At 73.0% G+C, this 14,355-nt stretch carries 13 protein-coding genes; 4 read left to right on the top strand and 9 right to left on the bottom strand.

The genetic code is table 11. The annotated features are described in order from the left end of the window. Window positions 1–44: 44 nt before the first annotated feature. The 8 genes from AAT21_RS27025 to AAT21_RS27060 all read right to left on the bottom strand — a co-directional run bounded on the left by AAT21_RS27025 (window position 45) and on the right by AAT21_RS27060 (window position 9,775). Window positions 45–953, bottom strand: coding sequence for an ornithine cyclodeaminase family protein (locus AAT21_RS27025; protein ID WP_046779701.1), 909 nt, complete (start codon window positions 951–953; stop codon window positions 45–47). Between the two features lie 29 nt (window positions 954–982). After that, window positions 983–2,002 (bottom strand): proline racemase family protein, encoded by a 1,020-nt coding sequence (locus AAT21_RS27030; RefSeq protein ID WP_046779548.1) that lies wholly within the window; start codon window positions 2,000–2,002, stop codon window positions 983–985. Beyond that, entirely contained in the window at window positions 1,999–3,003 is a 1,005-nt protein-coding gene (locus AAT21_RS27035) for a proline racemase family protein (RefSeq protein ID WP_046779549.1), read from the bottom strand. Before AAT21_RS27035 ends, AAT21_RS27030 begins: the two co-directional genes overlap by 4 nt. Before the next feature lie 20 nt (window positions 3,004–3,023). Next, window positions 3,024–3,938 carry a dihydrodipicolinate synthase family protein gene (locus AAT21_RS27040; protein ID WP_046779550.1) on the bottom strand — a complete coding sequence of 305 codons (915 nt, stop codon included), beginning with the start codon at window positions 3,936–3,938 and terminating at the stop codon, window positions 3,024–3,026. Between the two features lie 75 nt (window positions 3,939–4,013). Next, complete coding sequence (locus AAT21_RS27045) at window positions 4,014–5,468, bottom strand: FAD-dependent oxidoreductase (protein ID WP_046779702.1); 1,455 nt, start codon at window positions 5,466–5,468, stop codon at window positions 4,014–4,016. A gap of 277 nt (window positions 5,469–5,745) precedes the next feature. Beyond that, a complete protein-coding gene (locus tag AAT21_RS27050; protein WP_079025985.1) occupies window positions 5,746–6,057 on the bottom strand; it encodes a (2Fe-2S)-binding protein in 312 nt (103 codons plus the stop codon). A gap of 82 nt (window positions 6,058–6,139) precedes the next feature. After that, a complete protein-coding gene (locus AAT21_RS27055) occupies window positions 6,140–7,309 on the bottom strand; it encodes an NAD(P)/FAD-dependent oxidoreductase (RefSeq protein WP_046779552.1) in 1,170 nt (389 codons plus the stop codon). A gap of 81 nt (window positions 7,310–7,390) precedes the next feature. Beyond that, window positions 7,391–9,775 carry a collagenase gene (locus AAT21_RS27060; RefSeq protein WP_046779553.1) on the bottom strand — a complete coding sequence of 795 codons (2,385 nt, stop codon included), beginning with the start codon at window positions 9,773–9,775 and terminating at the stop codon, window positions 7,391–7,393. A gap of 185 nt (window positions 9,776–9,960) precedes the next feature. Between AAT21_RS27060 and AAT21_RS27065 the strand changes: the two genes are divergently transcribed. The 4 genes from AAT21_RS27065 to AAT21_RS27080 are packed head-to-tail and all read left to right on the top strand — an operon-like array spanning window position 9,961 to window position 13,180. Then, on the top strand, window positions 9,961–11,340 hold the full coding sequence (locus tag AAT21_RS27065; RefSeq protein WP_046779554.1) for an aminopeptidase P family protein: 1,380 nt from the start codon (window positions 9,961–9,963) through the stop codon (window positions 11,338–11,340). Between the two features lie 50 nt (window positions 11,341–11,390). Beyond that, window positions 11,391–12,002: a TetR/AcrR family transcriptional regulator gene (locus AAT21_RS27070; RefSeq protein ID WP_046779555.1), complete on the top strand. Its 612-nt coding sequence runs from the start codon at window positions 11,391–11,393 to the stop codon at window positions 12,000–12,002. After that, window positions 11,992–12,609, top strand: a complete 618-nt coding sequence (locus AAT21_RS27075) for a hypothetical protein (protein ID WP_046779556.1) — start codon at window positions 11,992–11,994, stop codon at window positions 12,607–12,609. Before AAT21_RS27070 ends, AAT21_RS27075 begins: the two co-directional genes overlap by 11 nt. Continuing rightward, window positions 12,602–13,180: a GNAT family N-acetyltransferase gene (locus AAT21_RS27080; protein WP_046779557.1), complete on the top strand. Its 579-nt coding sequence runs from the start codon at window positions 12,602–12,604 to the stop codon at window positions 13,178–13,180. The genes AAT21_RS27075 and AAT21_RS27080 overlap by 8 nt, the downstream gene beginning before the upstream one ends. A gap of 162 nt (window positions 13,181–13,342) precedes the next feature. On the opposite strand, the gene AAT21_RS36150 is transcribed toward AAT21_RS27080, so the two are convergent. Then, entirely contained in the window at window positions 13,343–14,332 is a 990-nt protein-coding gene (locus AAT21_RS36150) for a pentapeptide repeat-containing protein (RefSeq protein WP_167350628.1), read from the bottom strand. Window positions 14,333–14,355 lie beyond the last annotated feature (23 nt).

The raw sequence follows: 14,355 nt of genomic DNA on the forward strand, positions 1-14,355 counted from the left end.
TGCCGATGAGCAGAGGACCAGCGTACAATGTCACGTTGCGCTGCTCACACTTCAGCGGCCTCGTACAGCGCGACCGCCACGGCAAGATCTTCCCAGGCCATGCCCACACTCTTGAAGAGCTGTGGACAACCCCGTTCGCCTCCCCCCGGCAGGCGTCCGGCGACCAGGTCCGCGAGCGTGCCTGTGATGTGGCCCGGCCCGATGGCCCCCTCCGCCTCCGGGACCAGCAGATCACCGGCCTCCCGCAGCGCCGCCGCCCGCGACTCCACGTACACCGCCGCGCGTCGCACGAGGGCGGTGTCGGTCTCGCGGGCGGCCGGCTCGTGCGATCCGACGGCCGCGACCACCGCGCCGGGCCGCACCAGCCGCCCGTCGAAGAGCGGCTCGCGGGCCGTGGTGCAGCAGACGACCAGATCGGCGTCGGCCACGTCCCCGGGGCCGCCCGTCCGGGCCGGCAGGCCCTGGCCGCGGGCGTGGGCGACGAGGCGCTCGGCCCCCTCCCGGTTGCGGGCGACCACCACGACCTGCTCCAACTCCCTTTCGGCGCGGGTCGCTTCCAGGTGCCCGTACGCCTGCGGTCCGGAGCCGAAGAGCACCAGCCGCAGCGGCCGGCCCGCCGGCGCCAGATGGCGCAGCGCGAGGGCGGAGACGGCCGGGGTGCGCAGAGAGGTCAGGGCCGCACCGTCGAGCAGGGCCAGCGGGCGCAGGGTGGGCCCGTCCAGCAGGAGGTAGGAGCCGGTGATACGGGGCAGCCCGCGGGCCGGGTTCCCGGGCGCGACCCCGGCGATCTTCACCCCGGCGTACGCCCCCGACGCGGCCGGCATCAGCAGCAGTTCGCCGCCCCCGGGCACGCCGATCGCGGAGCGCGGCGGGCAGCCCTCGGGGTCGAGGCCGCCGCGCAGGGCAGCGGCCAGGGCGTCGGCGGCCGCGGCCGGGCCGAGGGCCCGGGCCATGGCCTCGGCGCCGAGCTGGGGTATCCCCGTCACAGCAGGAATCCGGTGCCGAGGGCGTCGTACGGGTCCACGGCGAAGGCGTGTTCACCGGTGCGGTAGGCGGTGCCGGTGACCTCGGTGACCCCGCCCTCCAGCATCCGGCCGGTGAACACGGTGCCGGTGACGGACTCGTGCAGCAGGTCCTCGCCCGGGCCGAGCCGGCCGTCCTCGGCGAGCAGCGCGAGCCGCGCCGAGGTGCCGGAGCCGCAGGGCGAGCGGTCGATCTGTCCGTCGGCGAAGACGGTGACGTTGCGCTGGTGCGGCCCGAACGGGGTGTCGGGCAGCTCCTCGTGGAGGATCACCCCGTAGACCCCGGACAGGAGCGGGCCGTCGGGGTGCCAGGTGGCGGGATGGGTGGCGAGGGCGGCGCGGATCTCCTGCCCGGCGCGCACCAGGTCGGGCAGTGCGGCGCGCGAGACCTCCAGGCCCAGGTCGCGGGCGCGGACGGAGGCGTAGCAGGCGCCGGCGTGCGCGATGTCCGCCTCGGCCAGCCCGAGCGAGGTGGCGACGGGGACCTTGCGGGCGCTCACCCGGGCCGGCACGTTGCGGAAGGTGACCCCGGTGGTGCGGCCGCCGCCGCGGTGGACGGTGGCGGTGACCCGCCCGGACGGTACGTCGATCCGCACCGGGACGTCCCCGTCGTCCGGGGCGGGGACCCGGCCGCTGTCCACGGCCCAGACCCCGAGGGCCATGGTGCCGTGCCCGCAGGCGGTGGAGTAGCCGTCCTTGTGCCAGAACAGCACCCCGAGATGGGCCCCGTCGTCGTCGGGCTCCACCACGAACCCGCCGTACATACCGGCGTGTCCGCGCGGCTCCTGCACGAGCGTCCGCCGTACGTCGTCCAGCGGGCCGCGGCGCGGCGCGGTCCCCGATCCGCCCGGGCCGATGGCGGTGGCACAGCGCTCGGCGACGGTGTCGCCGGGGACGGGCGGCATGCCCGCGGCGCCGGTGTCGACGATCCGGAAGGGCTCGCCGGCGGTGTGGTAGTCCACCGTTCGGACGGTGTTCACAGCAGGAAGCCTCCGGGGAAGGGGTCGGACGGGTCGAGGAAGTACTGCGCGGTGCCGGTGATCCAGGCCCGCCCGGTGACGGTGGGGACCACGGCGGGCAGTCCGCCGACGGTGGTCCGCGCGATCAGCCGGCCGGTGAACTCGGTCCCGATGAACGACTCGTTGACGAAGTCGGTGTCGAGGCCGAGGAGGCCGCGGGCGTGCAGCTGGGCCATCCGTGCACTGGTCCCCGTACCGCAGGGCGATCGGTCGAACCAGCCGGGGTGGATGGCCATGGCGTGCCGGGAGCGGCGGGCGTCGGAGCCGGGCGCGGCCAGGTAGACGTGCTTGAGTCCGGCGATGGAGGGGTTCTCGGGGTGGACCGGCCGGTCCGGTCCGGCGTTGACCGCGTCCATGATCGCGAGCCCGGCGGCGAGCAGGTCGTCCCCCCGGGCGCGGTCGAAGGGCAGCCCGAGGGCGTCGAGTTCGACGAAGGCGTAGAAGTTGCCTCCGTAGGCCAGGTCGTAGGCGACGGTGCCGAATCCGGGGACCTCGGTCTTGAGGCCGAGGCCGACGCTGAAGGAGGGGACGTTGGTGAGGGTGACGGCGGTGGCCGCCCCGTCCTCCACCCGCACGTCGACGCTCACCAGCCCGGCCGGGGTGTCGAGCCGGACGGTGGTGACCGGCTCGACGACGGGCACCATGCCGGTCTCGACCAGGACGGTGGCCACCCCGATGGTGCCGTGCCCGCACATGGGCAGCAGGCCCGACACCTCGATGTACAGCACGCCGTAGTCGGCGTCGGGGCGGGTCGGGGGCTGCAGGATGGCGCCGCTCATCGCGGAGTGCCCGCGCGGCTCGTACATGAGCAGGGTCCGGACGTGGTCCATGTGCTCGATGAAATGGAGCCGCTTCTCGGCCATGGTGGCACCGGGGATCACCCCGACTCCCCCGGTGACGACCCGGGTCGGCATGCCCTCGGTGTGCGAGTCCACCGCGTGGTAGACGTGGCGCGTGCGCATCAGGCGTCCCCTCCAGCTGGTTAGTTGAGGCCCTCGGCCAGGGCCTTCTCGGTGGCGGCGCGGACTGCAGCCTCGGTCTCGCCGGTGAGCGGGAAGCGCGGCGGGCGGGTGGCGCCGCCGGGACGGCCCGCCAGGTCCATGGAGAGCTTGATGGCCTGGACGAACTCGGTCTTGGAGTCCCAGCGCAGCAGCGAGTGCAGGGACTTGTAGAGCGGCAGGGCGGTGTCGAGGTCACCGGCGACGGCGGCCCGGTAGAGGGTGGCGCAGGAGCGCGGCAGGGCGTTGGGGTAGCCGGCGATCCAGCCGACGGCCCCGGCGAGGGCGAGTTCGAGGAGGACGTCGTCGGCGCCGATGAGCAGGTCCAGGCCGGGGGCGAGCTCGGCGATCTCGTAGGCGCGGCGCACGTCGCCGCTGAACTCCTTGACGGCGACGATGGATCCGTCGGCGTGCAGCCGGGCGAGCAGGGACGGGACCAGGTCCACCTTGGTGTCGATGGGGTTGTTGTACGCGACGACGGGCAGCCCGGCGCGGGCGACCTCGGCGTAGTGGGCGCGTACGGTCTCCTCGTCCGCGCGGAAGGCGTTGGGCGGCAGCAGGAGCACGGAGCCCGCGCCGGCCTCGGCGGCCTGGTCGGCCCAGCGGCGGGCCTCGGCGCTGCCGTAGGCGGCGACGCCGGGCATGACGCGGGCACCGTCCCCGGCGGCTTCGACGGCGGTGCGCACGACGCGCGCCCGCTCCTCGTCGGTGAGGGTCTGGTACTCCCCGAGGGAGCCGTTGGGGACCACGCCGTCGCAGCCGTTGGCGATCAGCCAGGCCACGTGCTCGGCGTAGGCGTCGTGGTCGACGGTGAGGTCCTCGCGCAGGGGGAGCGCGGTGGCGACCATGATTCCGTGCCAGGGACGGGTGCGGGGCGCGGGGATGTGCGCGTTGGTCATGAGAGGCTCCCTAGTGTGGTGTGTGACATTTTACTAGTGGGTGAGGTGCGGCCACAAGGGCCGGGGCACCCCTGATCAGCGGTCGGTGGCGGGAAGTTCGGCGAGATGGCCCAGCGGGACCGGGCAGGAGAAGGGCCGGCGGTCCGCCGCGGGCTCCGCCAGGGATTCGGCCCCGGATTCGGCCCCGGCGAGCGCGGCGACGGCCGGGCCGCACATCCGGCCCTGGCACCAGCCCATGCCGGCCCGGGTGAGCAGCTTGACGGTACGGGCGTCCCGCGCCCCGAGGTCCCGCGCCGCCTCGCGGATCCGGCCGGCCGGGACCTCCTCGCAGCGGCACACGACGGCGTCGTCCCGGAGCCAGCCGGTCCAGCCCTCGCCGGGTCGGTGGGCGGCGGCCATGGCGTCGGCGAAGGCGCGCAGCCGGGCGCGGCGGCGGGCGAGCCGTCCGGGGCGGCCGGCCCGGGAGGCGGCCGCCGCGGGCCGCAGCGCGGCCGCGACGGAGTACGCGGCCAGCTCGCCCTCCGTCAGTGCCAGTCGGGCCCCGCCGATACCGCCGGTCTCCCCCGCGGACCAGACGCCGGGGACCGAGGTGCGCTGTTCGGCGTCCACCTCCAGGGCGACAGTGCCGTCGGGGGACGGCCGGATGGCGCAGCCTAGTCCGGTGGCGAGTTCGAGCTGGGGCACGAGCCCGTGGCCGACGGCGAGCGCGTCGCAGGGGATCCGGCGGGCGGTACCGGGCAGCGGACGCCAGTCGCGGTCGAGCCGGGCCACGGTGACGGCCTCGACCCGGCCGGTGCCGTGGGCCTCGGTGACGGCGTGCCGGGTGAGCAGCCGGACGTGGTGCCGGGCCAGCGCCCCGCCGTAGGAGGCGGCCTCGACGAGCTTGCCGGGGTTGCGCAGCAGGGTGGGCACCCGGCTCGCGTACGCGGTGTAGGCGGCGGCCTCCACCACCGCGGGCACGGTGGCTCCGGCGGCGGCGAGCGACCCGGCGACCGCGAGCAGCAGCGGACCGCTCCCGGCGACCACCACGCGCTTGCCGGGCAGCACCAGGCCGCCCTTGAGCATGGCCTGCGCGCCGCCGGCCCCGATCACTCCGGGCAGGGTCCAGCCGGGGAAGGGCAGTTGGCGCTCGTAGGCGCCGGTGGCGATGAGCACGGCGCGGGCGGCGACGGTCGCGGCCCGCTCGTCGGGGGCGTGGCCGGCGACGGCGTGCAGGGTCCACTCCGTGGCGGGCTCGGCGACACCCGTCCGGCCGGGCGCGGGGTGCCCGGCTCCTGCCCCGGCCGCCCCGCCCGGGACGACCGTCCACACGTGGTGAAGGGGGAGGTACGTGATCCGGCCGGCCGACTCGTGGGCGCGCAGGGCGGCTTCGCGGGTCGCGAACGCGGCCCAGTCGTGGTGCAGGGCCTCGGGGCGGTCCGCGCCCAGGCCCGGCGCGGGGTGGCGGTAGAACTGCCCGCCGGGGCGGTCGCCCGCGTCGAGAACGGCGACCCGCAGCCCCAGGGAGGCGGCGGTGACGGCCGCGGCCAGCCCGGCCGGCCCGGCCCCGACGACGGCAAGGTCGACCGGTCCCGCCCCGGCAGACCCGCCCGCCGCGGCCCGTTCGGCGGGCGCAGCCCCGACAGGTCCGGCCGGCTCGGCGGCAGCAGACTGCCCGGCCGGCTCGGCGTATCCGGACTGCCCGGAGGACCGGTCCGGCTCGGCGGCTCCGGGCCGCGCGGCGGGTACAACCGGCTCGGCCGGGGCGGCGTGGACGCGCGGCCCAGCCGGTTCGCCTGACAGCGCCGGGGCGGCGGCGTCAGCCGGGTCAGACGGCGAGGTCGGCACGGCCGGTTCCCTCCTGGGTGGTGACGGCGTCCCCCGGCCGGGCCGGGACCAGGCAGGCGCGCTGGTTCGGCAGGCCGTTGACGGTGACGAGGCAGTCGTAGCAGCTGCCGATCCCGCAGAACGCACCGCGCGGGGCGCCGCCCTCGCGGGTCGTCCGCCAGGCGAGGATCCCGGCGGCCCAGAGCACGGCGGCGACACTCTGGCCGTCCTGGGCGGGCAGTTCCCGGCCGTCGAAGTCGACCGTGAAGCAGGCTTGCGGGCTGCCGCCCACCAGGGCGCGGGGGCTGCGCATCAGTTGGTCCTCCTCGGATGGGTTGCTCCGTACGGCGGGCGGTGGCGTGCGGGCCGGGCGGCGCGCCGGGCGGGCCCGGGCCTCACGCCGGCCCGCCTTCGGGGCCCGCCGGGCCGGCGCCGAAGCGGTCCGGGCGGAAGGGGTGCAGCGGGAGCGCCGGGGCCGCTCCGGTCAGGGCGGCGGCGATCAGCAGGCCCGTGGCGGGGGCCAGGCCGATGCCCGCGCCCTCGTGACCGCAGGCGTGCAGGAGTCCGGGTCGGCGCGGGTCCGGGCCGATGGCCGGGAGGTGGTCGGGCAGGTAGGGGCGGAAGCCGTGGTAGGTGCGCAGGACCCGTACGCCTCCCAGTACGGGGAAGAGGGCCGCGGCCTGGGAGGCCAGCCGGCGCAGGGCCTCCGTCGACAGGCTCCGGTCGAAGCCGACCCGTTCACGGGTGGCGCCGATCAGGACCGGTCCGGCGGGGGTACCCTCGACCACGGCCGAGGACTGCAGGGCGGCGGAGCCGCTGGCGACGTCCGCGATGTAGTCGGCGGCGTAGACCTTGTGCCGGACCACCCTCGGCAGTGGTTCGGTGACCAGGACGAAGCCGCGGCGCGGCAGGACGGGCAGCTCCGTGCCGGCGAGCCGGGCGATGTGCCCGCCCCAGGTGCCGGCCGCGTTGACCACGGCGGGGGCCAGGAGTTCGCGGCGCGGGGTGCGGATCCCCCGTACGGCGCCCCGGTCCAGCAGCACCTCCGTCACCTCCTCGCCGAGGTGCGTCTCGGCGCCCGAGGCGGCGAGCAGCCGGGCGGCCGCCTGGGCCGGCTGGACCTGGGCGTCCTGCGGGTAGTGGAATCCCCCCGCGAGGCCCGGCGCCAGGTGCGGCTCCAGGTCGTGCAGGGCGTGCGCCGGCACCTCGACCGCGTCGACCCCGGCGGCGCGCTGTCCCTCGGCAAAGGCGTGCAGGGCCTTCACGGTGGCCTCGTCCGGGGCGACGACGAGCCCGCCCTTGGGCTCGTACTCGACCTCCGGCGGAAGGACTTCGGCCAGTTCGCTCCACAGCCGCGTGGAGAGCAGAGCGAGATCGAGCTCGGGACCCGCCTCCTTGTCGGAGACGAGCAGGTTGCCTTCGCCGGCGCCGGTGGTGCCGCCCGCGACGGCGCCGCGGTCGACCACGGCCACGGAGAGTCCGGCGCGGGCCGCGTAGTAGGCGCAGGCCGCTCCGACGACGCCGGCGCCGATGATCACGGCGTCCAGGGAGTGTCTCTTGAGCACGACAGTAATATGTCACATTCTTTAGTGCCTGCCCAGACCGGTCCCGCACCCTCCTCAGGTGCGGGACCGGTCCGGTGTCCGTCAGCTGCGCAGCGGCCCTTCACAGCTGTAGTTCGAGGTCGCGGCGACCTTGTTGCTCCAGATCTCCGGCGGGCCGAAGGAGCAGTTCATGTCGGCGAGGTTGTTGGAGGCGGCGCCCGCGCGGTCGAGGATGAAGTAGTCGACCGTCTCCGACATGTCCTTGAAGTTCTGGTCGTCGCTGCGCCAGTTCTTCAGGTTCGCGGTGATCCGGCCCGTACAGGTGAAGCGGCGCTTGCCGGGGTCGCCGTTCTCCACGCAGTCGGGGGTGTTGTAGGTGGCGGCGGCGAAGGCCGACTTGACCGAGGCGAGCGCGGAGTCGCGCAGCTGGTCGTTGGGGGTGAAGGCGGTGTTGGGCACGAAGAGCTGGTCGACCTTGGCGATCTGCACGTCCAGGAAGCGGTCGTAGTCGCGCTGGAGGTAGGTGTCCGAGCCCAGCCGGTGGCGCCAGGCGTCGTACGCCGCCACGTCGTTGTTGCGCAGGTGGGTGTACATCTCGCGCAGCAGCGAGGGCTTCTCGGTCCACAGGAACTCGAAGAAGGTGCCGGCGTAGCTGTAGAAGCGGAATCCGTCGCCGTCGTAGGTGGCGTTCAGCAGCTGCTCGACGGTCATGCGCGGGCCGCCGCCGGCCGTGTCGCTGATGATGCTCTTCACGAGGGACTTGCGGACGGCGATGCCGTTGTCGCGGGTGGCGCCGTCGAAGAACTCGGCCGTGCCCTCGTCCATGGCGGTGGTGCGGTCGCCCTCGTACCAGGGGCCCTGGCCGAAGAAGCCGGGGACGGCGAAGCGGCCGTTGAGGTAGTGCGTGTACTCGTGGCGGAAGAGCTCCTCAAGGGTGAGGGAGGAGTCCTGCGGGACACGGCGCTGGTAGGTGTAGAAGGTGGCGCCGTTCTCGATGTAGATGCCGCCGTTGTTGGTGTCGTAGCCGGTCAGGATCGGGTGGTAGTTCACGTAGTCGGCGCGGGAGCCGTAGAGCACGATGTTCAGCGTGTCGTTGGGGTCGCCGGCGAGCGGCTGGTCGGTCCCGAGAACGCGGTGGTACTGGGCCTTGACCTGCTTGCTCGCGTAGTAGAGCTGGTCGACGGTGGCGCGGTCCAGGCCGGTGCGGACCTTGATGGCGCCGTTGTCGTAGGTGTAGGTGTAGGGGAAGATCTGCTTCTCGATGTCCTCCTTGCACACCCCGTACGGCTTGCAGGCCTCGTAGAAGTTGAGCCAGGAGACGACCTTGGCCCACGGCTCGCTGCCGTCGCCGAAACCGGCCCGGAGGGGGCCGAGCATCGCGCCGAGGTCGGCGACGACCTGGTCGCGCAGGCCCTGGACCTGGCCGAAGCGGGCGTACTCGCTGAGCGCGTCGCGCACCACCCAGGCGTTGGCCGTGCCCTTGAGGTGCGTGTAGCCGGCGAAGGCCTTGAAGGCGTCACGGTAGGCGGGGTCCGCGGCCAAGGCGGCGTGGAAGGCGGTGTCCTGGTTGCCCGGGTAGACGCCGAGGTAGTTGGTGGAGAGCGCGGCGAGCACGGCGCCCGCCCAGGCGGGGTCGAGGTGGGTGGCCGGGTGGGCCGGGTCCATGGTGGCCAGGACCTTCTTCACCAGGCCGAGCTGGTGCTGGCGCAGTCCGGGACCGGCGGCGTAGAGGGCCTCGCGCAGGGTGCGGGCGTTGGTGGGGGTGACGTCGAAGGTCCGGGCGGCGTTGCCGTAGTCGTCGATGGCCTTGCGTATCGCGGCGGTGGTCGGGGCGTCGGTGACGTCGATCTCGTCGCGTGAGAAGTCGTGGTAGGCGACGGCGTGCAGGTACGTGAACATCTCCTCCAGGTGCGAGGAGTTGCGGCCGTCGTGGGCCGCGGCCAGGGCGGATATCCGGCGGGACACGGCCTGGACGTGCGCGTCCGACATCACGGGGGCCAGGCGGGCGTCCCAGGTCCAGATCAGCCCGCGCAGGCAGCCGTCGGCCAGGACCGCCTGGTCGGCGAGGAAGTCCGCGAACTGCTCGGGGGTGAGCCTCGTGATCCCGTCGAGGGTGCAGGGGACGCCCGCGGCGACGCTCTTCGCGGTGGGGGCCGACTTGGCCGCCCTGCCCCGCTTCTCCAGGTCCTGGGCGGGCGCACTGGCCGGGGCCGCGCCGGGGACCTGGCCGGAGATGTTCAGGCCGCCCGGGGCCGGGGCGGGCGCCGGAGCGTTGTCCTTCGCGTCGGCGAAGCGGTCGACCTCGTCGAACGGGTTCCCTGTCGGGCCGTGGGCCGCGGTGGCGGGGGCGGCGGCCGGGGCGCCGGTGAACGCGGCGGGGGCCGCGGACTCGGCGGCCTGCGTGGTGCCCTGTGCCGCGGTGGCGAGAAGGGTCACCGCTACGGCGGAGGCGAGGAGGGAAGAGCGCACAGCTCTGTGCTTGAGCACCGAGAACTCCTGTTCGGAGAGTGTGAGGTGGGGGGTGGTGCGTGAACTGCCCTGCGTCACGCGGCGTTTGACGGGGATTAACGTGCCGCGGTGTGAGCTGTAACATAGTAATGTGAAATTGCACTGACAAGACCTGTGCGCCCATCAGTTCGCGTCTTTCGTGTCTTCCCGTGAAGGAGCCCCCCGTGACCGACACCCCCGCCCGCCTCAACACGGGCAGCCACGACCGTCCGGTGTCACCGGAGTTGTCCCGGTTCATGGCGGGCGACTGGGCCGCCTCCCCGCTGCCCGCCTCCGCACGGGTCGCGGCCCACGACGTCACCCCGGCCCGCCGGGCACGGCTCTCGGCCCGCTTCCCGGGCGAGCGGCTGATCGTACCGGCCGGCGAGCTGAAGGTCCGCTCCAACGACTGCGACCACCGCTTCCGCCCGCACAGCGCGTACGCCTGGCTGACCGGCCTCACCGGCGAGGACCAGGCCGGCCACGTCCTGGTCATGGAGCCGTCGGGCCCGCACGCGCACGAGGCCGTGCTGTACCTGCGGCCCCGCTCGCCGCGCGCGGACGGGAACGGGGAGTTCTACCGGGACCGCCGCTACGGGGAGTTCTGGGTGGGCCGCCGCCCGGACCTGGCGGAGGCGGAGCGCCTCACCGGCATCCGCTGCGCCCACCTGGAGACCCTCGGCGCCCCGGCGGGCCGCGACGCCGCCGCCGACGCGGAACTCGCCGCGGCCCTCTCCGAGCTGCGCCTGGTGAAGGACGCCTGGGAGGTCGAGCAGCTCCAGCTGGCCGTCGACCACACGACCGCGGGCTTCGAGGATGTCGTACGGGCCCTGCCGCGCGCGCTGGCGCACCCGCGCGGGGAGCGCTGGATCGAGGGCGTCTTCGGCCTGCGCGCCCGGGCCGAGGGCAACGGCACCGGCTACGAGACGATCGCCGCGTCGGGCGCCCACGCCTGCACCCTGCACTGGATCCGCAACGACGGCCGCCTGAACGGCGACGAGCTGCTCCTCCTGGACGCGGGCGTGGAGACGGACACCCTTTACACCGCGGACATCACCCGCACCCTCCCGCTGTCGGGGCGCTTCTCGCCCGTCCAGCGGCAGGTGTACGAACTGGTCCTCGCCGCCCAGGAGGCGGGCATCGCGGCCCTGCGTCCCGGAGCGAGCTTCGGGGACTTCCACCGTGCCGGCATGCGGGTGATCGCGGAGGGCCTGGCCGAGTGGGGCGTCCTGAAGGACGCGGTGGGCGACCTGCACCGCCGGTACACGCTGTGCAGCAGCGGGCACATGCTGGGGCTGGACGTGCACGACTGCGCGAAGGCGCGGGCGGAGACCTACCTGGACGGGGTCCTGGAAGAGGGCCAGGTCCTGACGGTGGAGCCGGGCCTGTACCTCCAGCCCGACGACGAGACCCTCCCGGCCGAGCTGCGGGGCATCGGCGTCCGCATCGAGGACGACCTGGTGATCACGGCGGACGGTGCCCGCCTGATGTCGGGCGCACTGCCGCGCACGGTCGCGGGGATCGAGGACTGGATGGCCCGTCTCCTGGAGGACGGCCGCAACTGAACCAATGGGGTGTACTGGCGGTACACCCCATCAGTGCGTACCATGGGAGCATGCCACTTCCCCGTTTCGACCGCCTGCCTGCCGAGCGCCGGGAGCACATCCTGGAAGTCGCGCGGCGACACTTCGCCGAACACGGCGCCGAAAGCGCCTCCTACAACAAGATCATCGAGGCCGCCGGGGTCTCCAAGACCGCCGTCTACCACTACTTCGACGGCCGTGAGGACCTGCTCACCGCCGTCCTCGACGGAGTCCTCGGCCGTCTGCTCGACGCCCTCGGGCCCTGGGAACCGGCCCGCGACGAAGAGGACTTCGCAGCCCGGTTCGCCGCCGGCTCCACCGCCCTCGCCACCCACCTGGGCGGCCACCCCGAGGACCTGGCCCTCGCCGACGCCGCCATCGGCCGCACCGCCGACGGCCCTTGGCTCGACTGGTTCGCCGCCCTGGTCGCCGACGGCAGCCGGATCGGGCTGATCCGTACCGACGTGGACCCCTCGCTGACGGTCGCGGCGACCGCGGCGGTCATCCGCGCCGCCGACGCCTGGGCCCTGGCCCGGATGACGACCGGCCCCGACCCGGACGACCCGTCGGGGCAGCTGTGGACCCTGCTGCGCGGCCTGTGGGGCGCGGCACCGACCGGACAGGAACCCGACCGTGCGCTCTGACCTGCAGATCTCCTGGGAGATACCGGCCACCCCGCCCGGCCTCGCCGGACGCCTGGAACGGTTCATGGGCCCGGGCAAGTCCCGTTCCGAGAACGCGGTGGAAACCGTCGGCCTCGTCGGCTGCGCGCTGCTCCTGGCCGCCGGAGTGTGGAACTCGGGGGCGGCGCGCGACTGGTCCACCGCCCAACTCGTCGTGGTGGCCCTGGCCGGACTCGACCTGATCGGCGGGGTGCTGACCAACGCAACCAACGCCGCCAAGCGCTGGTACCACCGGGCCGACCCCACCGCCCGGCGCGCACGGCTGCTGTTCGTCTCCGCGCACCTGATCCACCTCGCCGCGATGGGACTCTTCGTCCTGGACGGCGACCTCGACTGGACCCTGGGCAACGCCGCGCTGCTCCTCGGCGGGGCGGTGGCCGTGGAGTTCGCACCGGTACGGCTGCGGCGGCCGGTGGCGATGGCCGTGCTGATGGCAGCCGTCCTGGTCAACCTCTTCTGGCTGCCGGTGACAACCGCACTCGCCTGGTTCGCACCGCTGTTCTTCCTCAAACTGCTCGTCTGCCACCTCGTACCGGAGGCCCCGCTGGAGGAGAGGCACGATGCCTGAGACCTCCTGGCGGATCGACGCCGACCCCGATCCGGTCGGCTGCGCCGACCTGCTGGCCGCCGCGTTCGCCCGGGAACCTGCCGTCTCCTGGATCTGCGGCGACTCCGCCTCCGCGCGCACCCACTGGTTCCGCAGCACCCTGCGCACCCACGCCCGCCTCGCCGGTGCCCGGCGGGCCGCGCTCGTCGGGCCCGACGGCCGGCTCCTGGCGGCGGCCGTCCTCACCCCGCCGGGCGCAGCCCCGTCGGCCGTCGCCCAGGCCGGCTGGGCGGCCCGTACGGTACTGCGCTGCGGGCCGCCCGCCCTCGGCCGGACGCTGCGGTACCTGCGCGCCACCGAGGGCGGTGTGCCGCCGGGGGCCTGGACGCTGGAGTTCATCGGGGTCCACCCGGACCTGACCGGCCGCGGGGCCGGCCGCGCCCTCCTGGACCACGTCCTGACCACCGCCCACGCCACCTACCTGACCACGGCGGACCCGTCGAACGTCCCCCTGTACCGCCACTTCGGCTACACCGTCCTACGCGAAACCCGGCTGGGCCCGCTGACCATCACCTCGATGGCCCGCCTGTAGAAGGCCTCCTTTGGCCACCTGAACAGCCGACGCCTGCGACCCCGCCCCGGCATCCCCTTAATCTCGACAGGGCCACTGAGGGGCACCGTGCACCCCAAACGCGGAGCACTGAATCCACGCCGCCTCAGTGCCACTGAATCCATCCCCCACGCCCAGTTGGCATCAACTCCAGCACTCGTAATCGGGACCCTTGTACCTGCCCTCCACTTTAATTCCCTTGGGGAGCTTGGTCTTGTCGTCTGTGAACGCCCGCGAGAGCTGTTCAGACTCCAGGTCTTTCGCATGCGAGAGGTCAGCTCCTTCCAGATGGGCATAGTCGAGGTTCGCCCCTTTCATTAAGGCTCCTTGCAGCTTGGTATCCGACAGCTTGGCGCCTCTAAGATCGGCGTACCGCATATTTGTTCTCTTGGAGAGTTCGTCACCGCGCGGTTCGGAGCTTGATATATCAGCCCATCGCAGATCCGCGCACACAAGGATCGCCTGACTGAAGTCGACGTTGCGCAAGTTGGTGTCCGTTCCGCGCGCACGAATTCCGGCCAGGTTGGCACGATTGAAGAGCGTACGGGGTAGGTGGAGAGCGTACAGTTTTGCATTAGGCAGGTAGACCTCCTCCAGTTTCAGACGTTGCGCGTACCCTTCATCGTCTCGCCGCCCAAGCACAGCGATCGCAGCGTTGATGTCAGCCTCCGGTTCATCGCTTTCTTGCAGCTCTGCTTCCGTCTTCGCATCGGGCCGCTTGGCACCGTCACGAATGAATGAGGACAGTGCCATCATTATGGTTTCACGATCCCGAGGCGAATCTTCAGTTATGCGCCCAAGTGCGAAGATCGCCGCAGCCCTCACCGATTTCTTTTTGTTCCCGAGCTGATCCACGGCCTTTGTGTAGCGGTCGGTCACCTGAGCGTCGCGCTGAGCTTCAAGAGTCTCGAAAGATTGTTTGGCTGCGATCGCGCTAGCTGCGAGCGTGCCGGCCAGAAATATGCCACCGGCGGCATGAATGAGAGTCTGACGAATAAGGCTCTCCGCTTCAATCCTTTCCTTGCCGCTCAGCGCCGCAAGACGACTTCCGCCGACCCGTCTCGTGATGGGCCCCAATAAGAGGTACAAGCCGAGTCCCGCTGCGACGAATACACACCCAAGAATCTCCAGCATGGCCCGTAGTTCCATGGCTGCAA

The sequence above is a fragment of the Streptomyces yangpuensis genome, assembly GCF_001005295.1.
Classification (GTDB): domain Bacteria; phylum Actinomycetota; class Actinomycetes; order Streptomycetales; family Streptomycetaceae; genus Streptomyces; species Streptomyces yangpuensis.

Coding starts and splice junctions, on each gene's coding strand:
- AAT21_RS27035 (WP_046779549.1), bottom strand. CDS start 3,003: ATGCGCACGCGCCACGTCTACCACGCGGTGGACTCGCACACCGAGGGC.
- AAT21_RS27080 (WP_046779557.1), top strand. CDS start 12,602: ATGCCTGAGACCTCCTGGCGGATCGACGCCGACCCCGATCCGGTCGGC.
- AAT21_RS27050 (WP_079025985.1), bottom strand. CDS start 6,057: ATGCGCAGCCCCCGCGCCCTGGTGGGCGGCAGCCCGCAAGCCTGCTTC.
- AAT21_RS27070 (WP_046779555.1), top strand. CDS start 11,391: ATGCCACTTCCCCGTTTCGACCGCCTGCCTGCCGAGCGCCGGGAGCAC.
- AAT21_RS27025 (WP_046779701.1), bottom strand. CDS start 953: ATGGCCCGGGCCCTCGGCCCGGCCGCGGCCGCCGACGCCCTGGCCGCT.
- AAT21_RS27040 (WP_046779550.1), bottom strand. CDS start 3,938: ATGACCAACGCGCACATCCCCGCGCCCCGCACCCGTCCCTGGCACGGA.
- AAT21_RS36150 (WP_167350628.1), bottom strand. CDS start 14,332: ATGCTGGAGATTCTTGGGTGTGTATTCGTCGCAGCGGGACTCGGCTTG.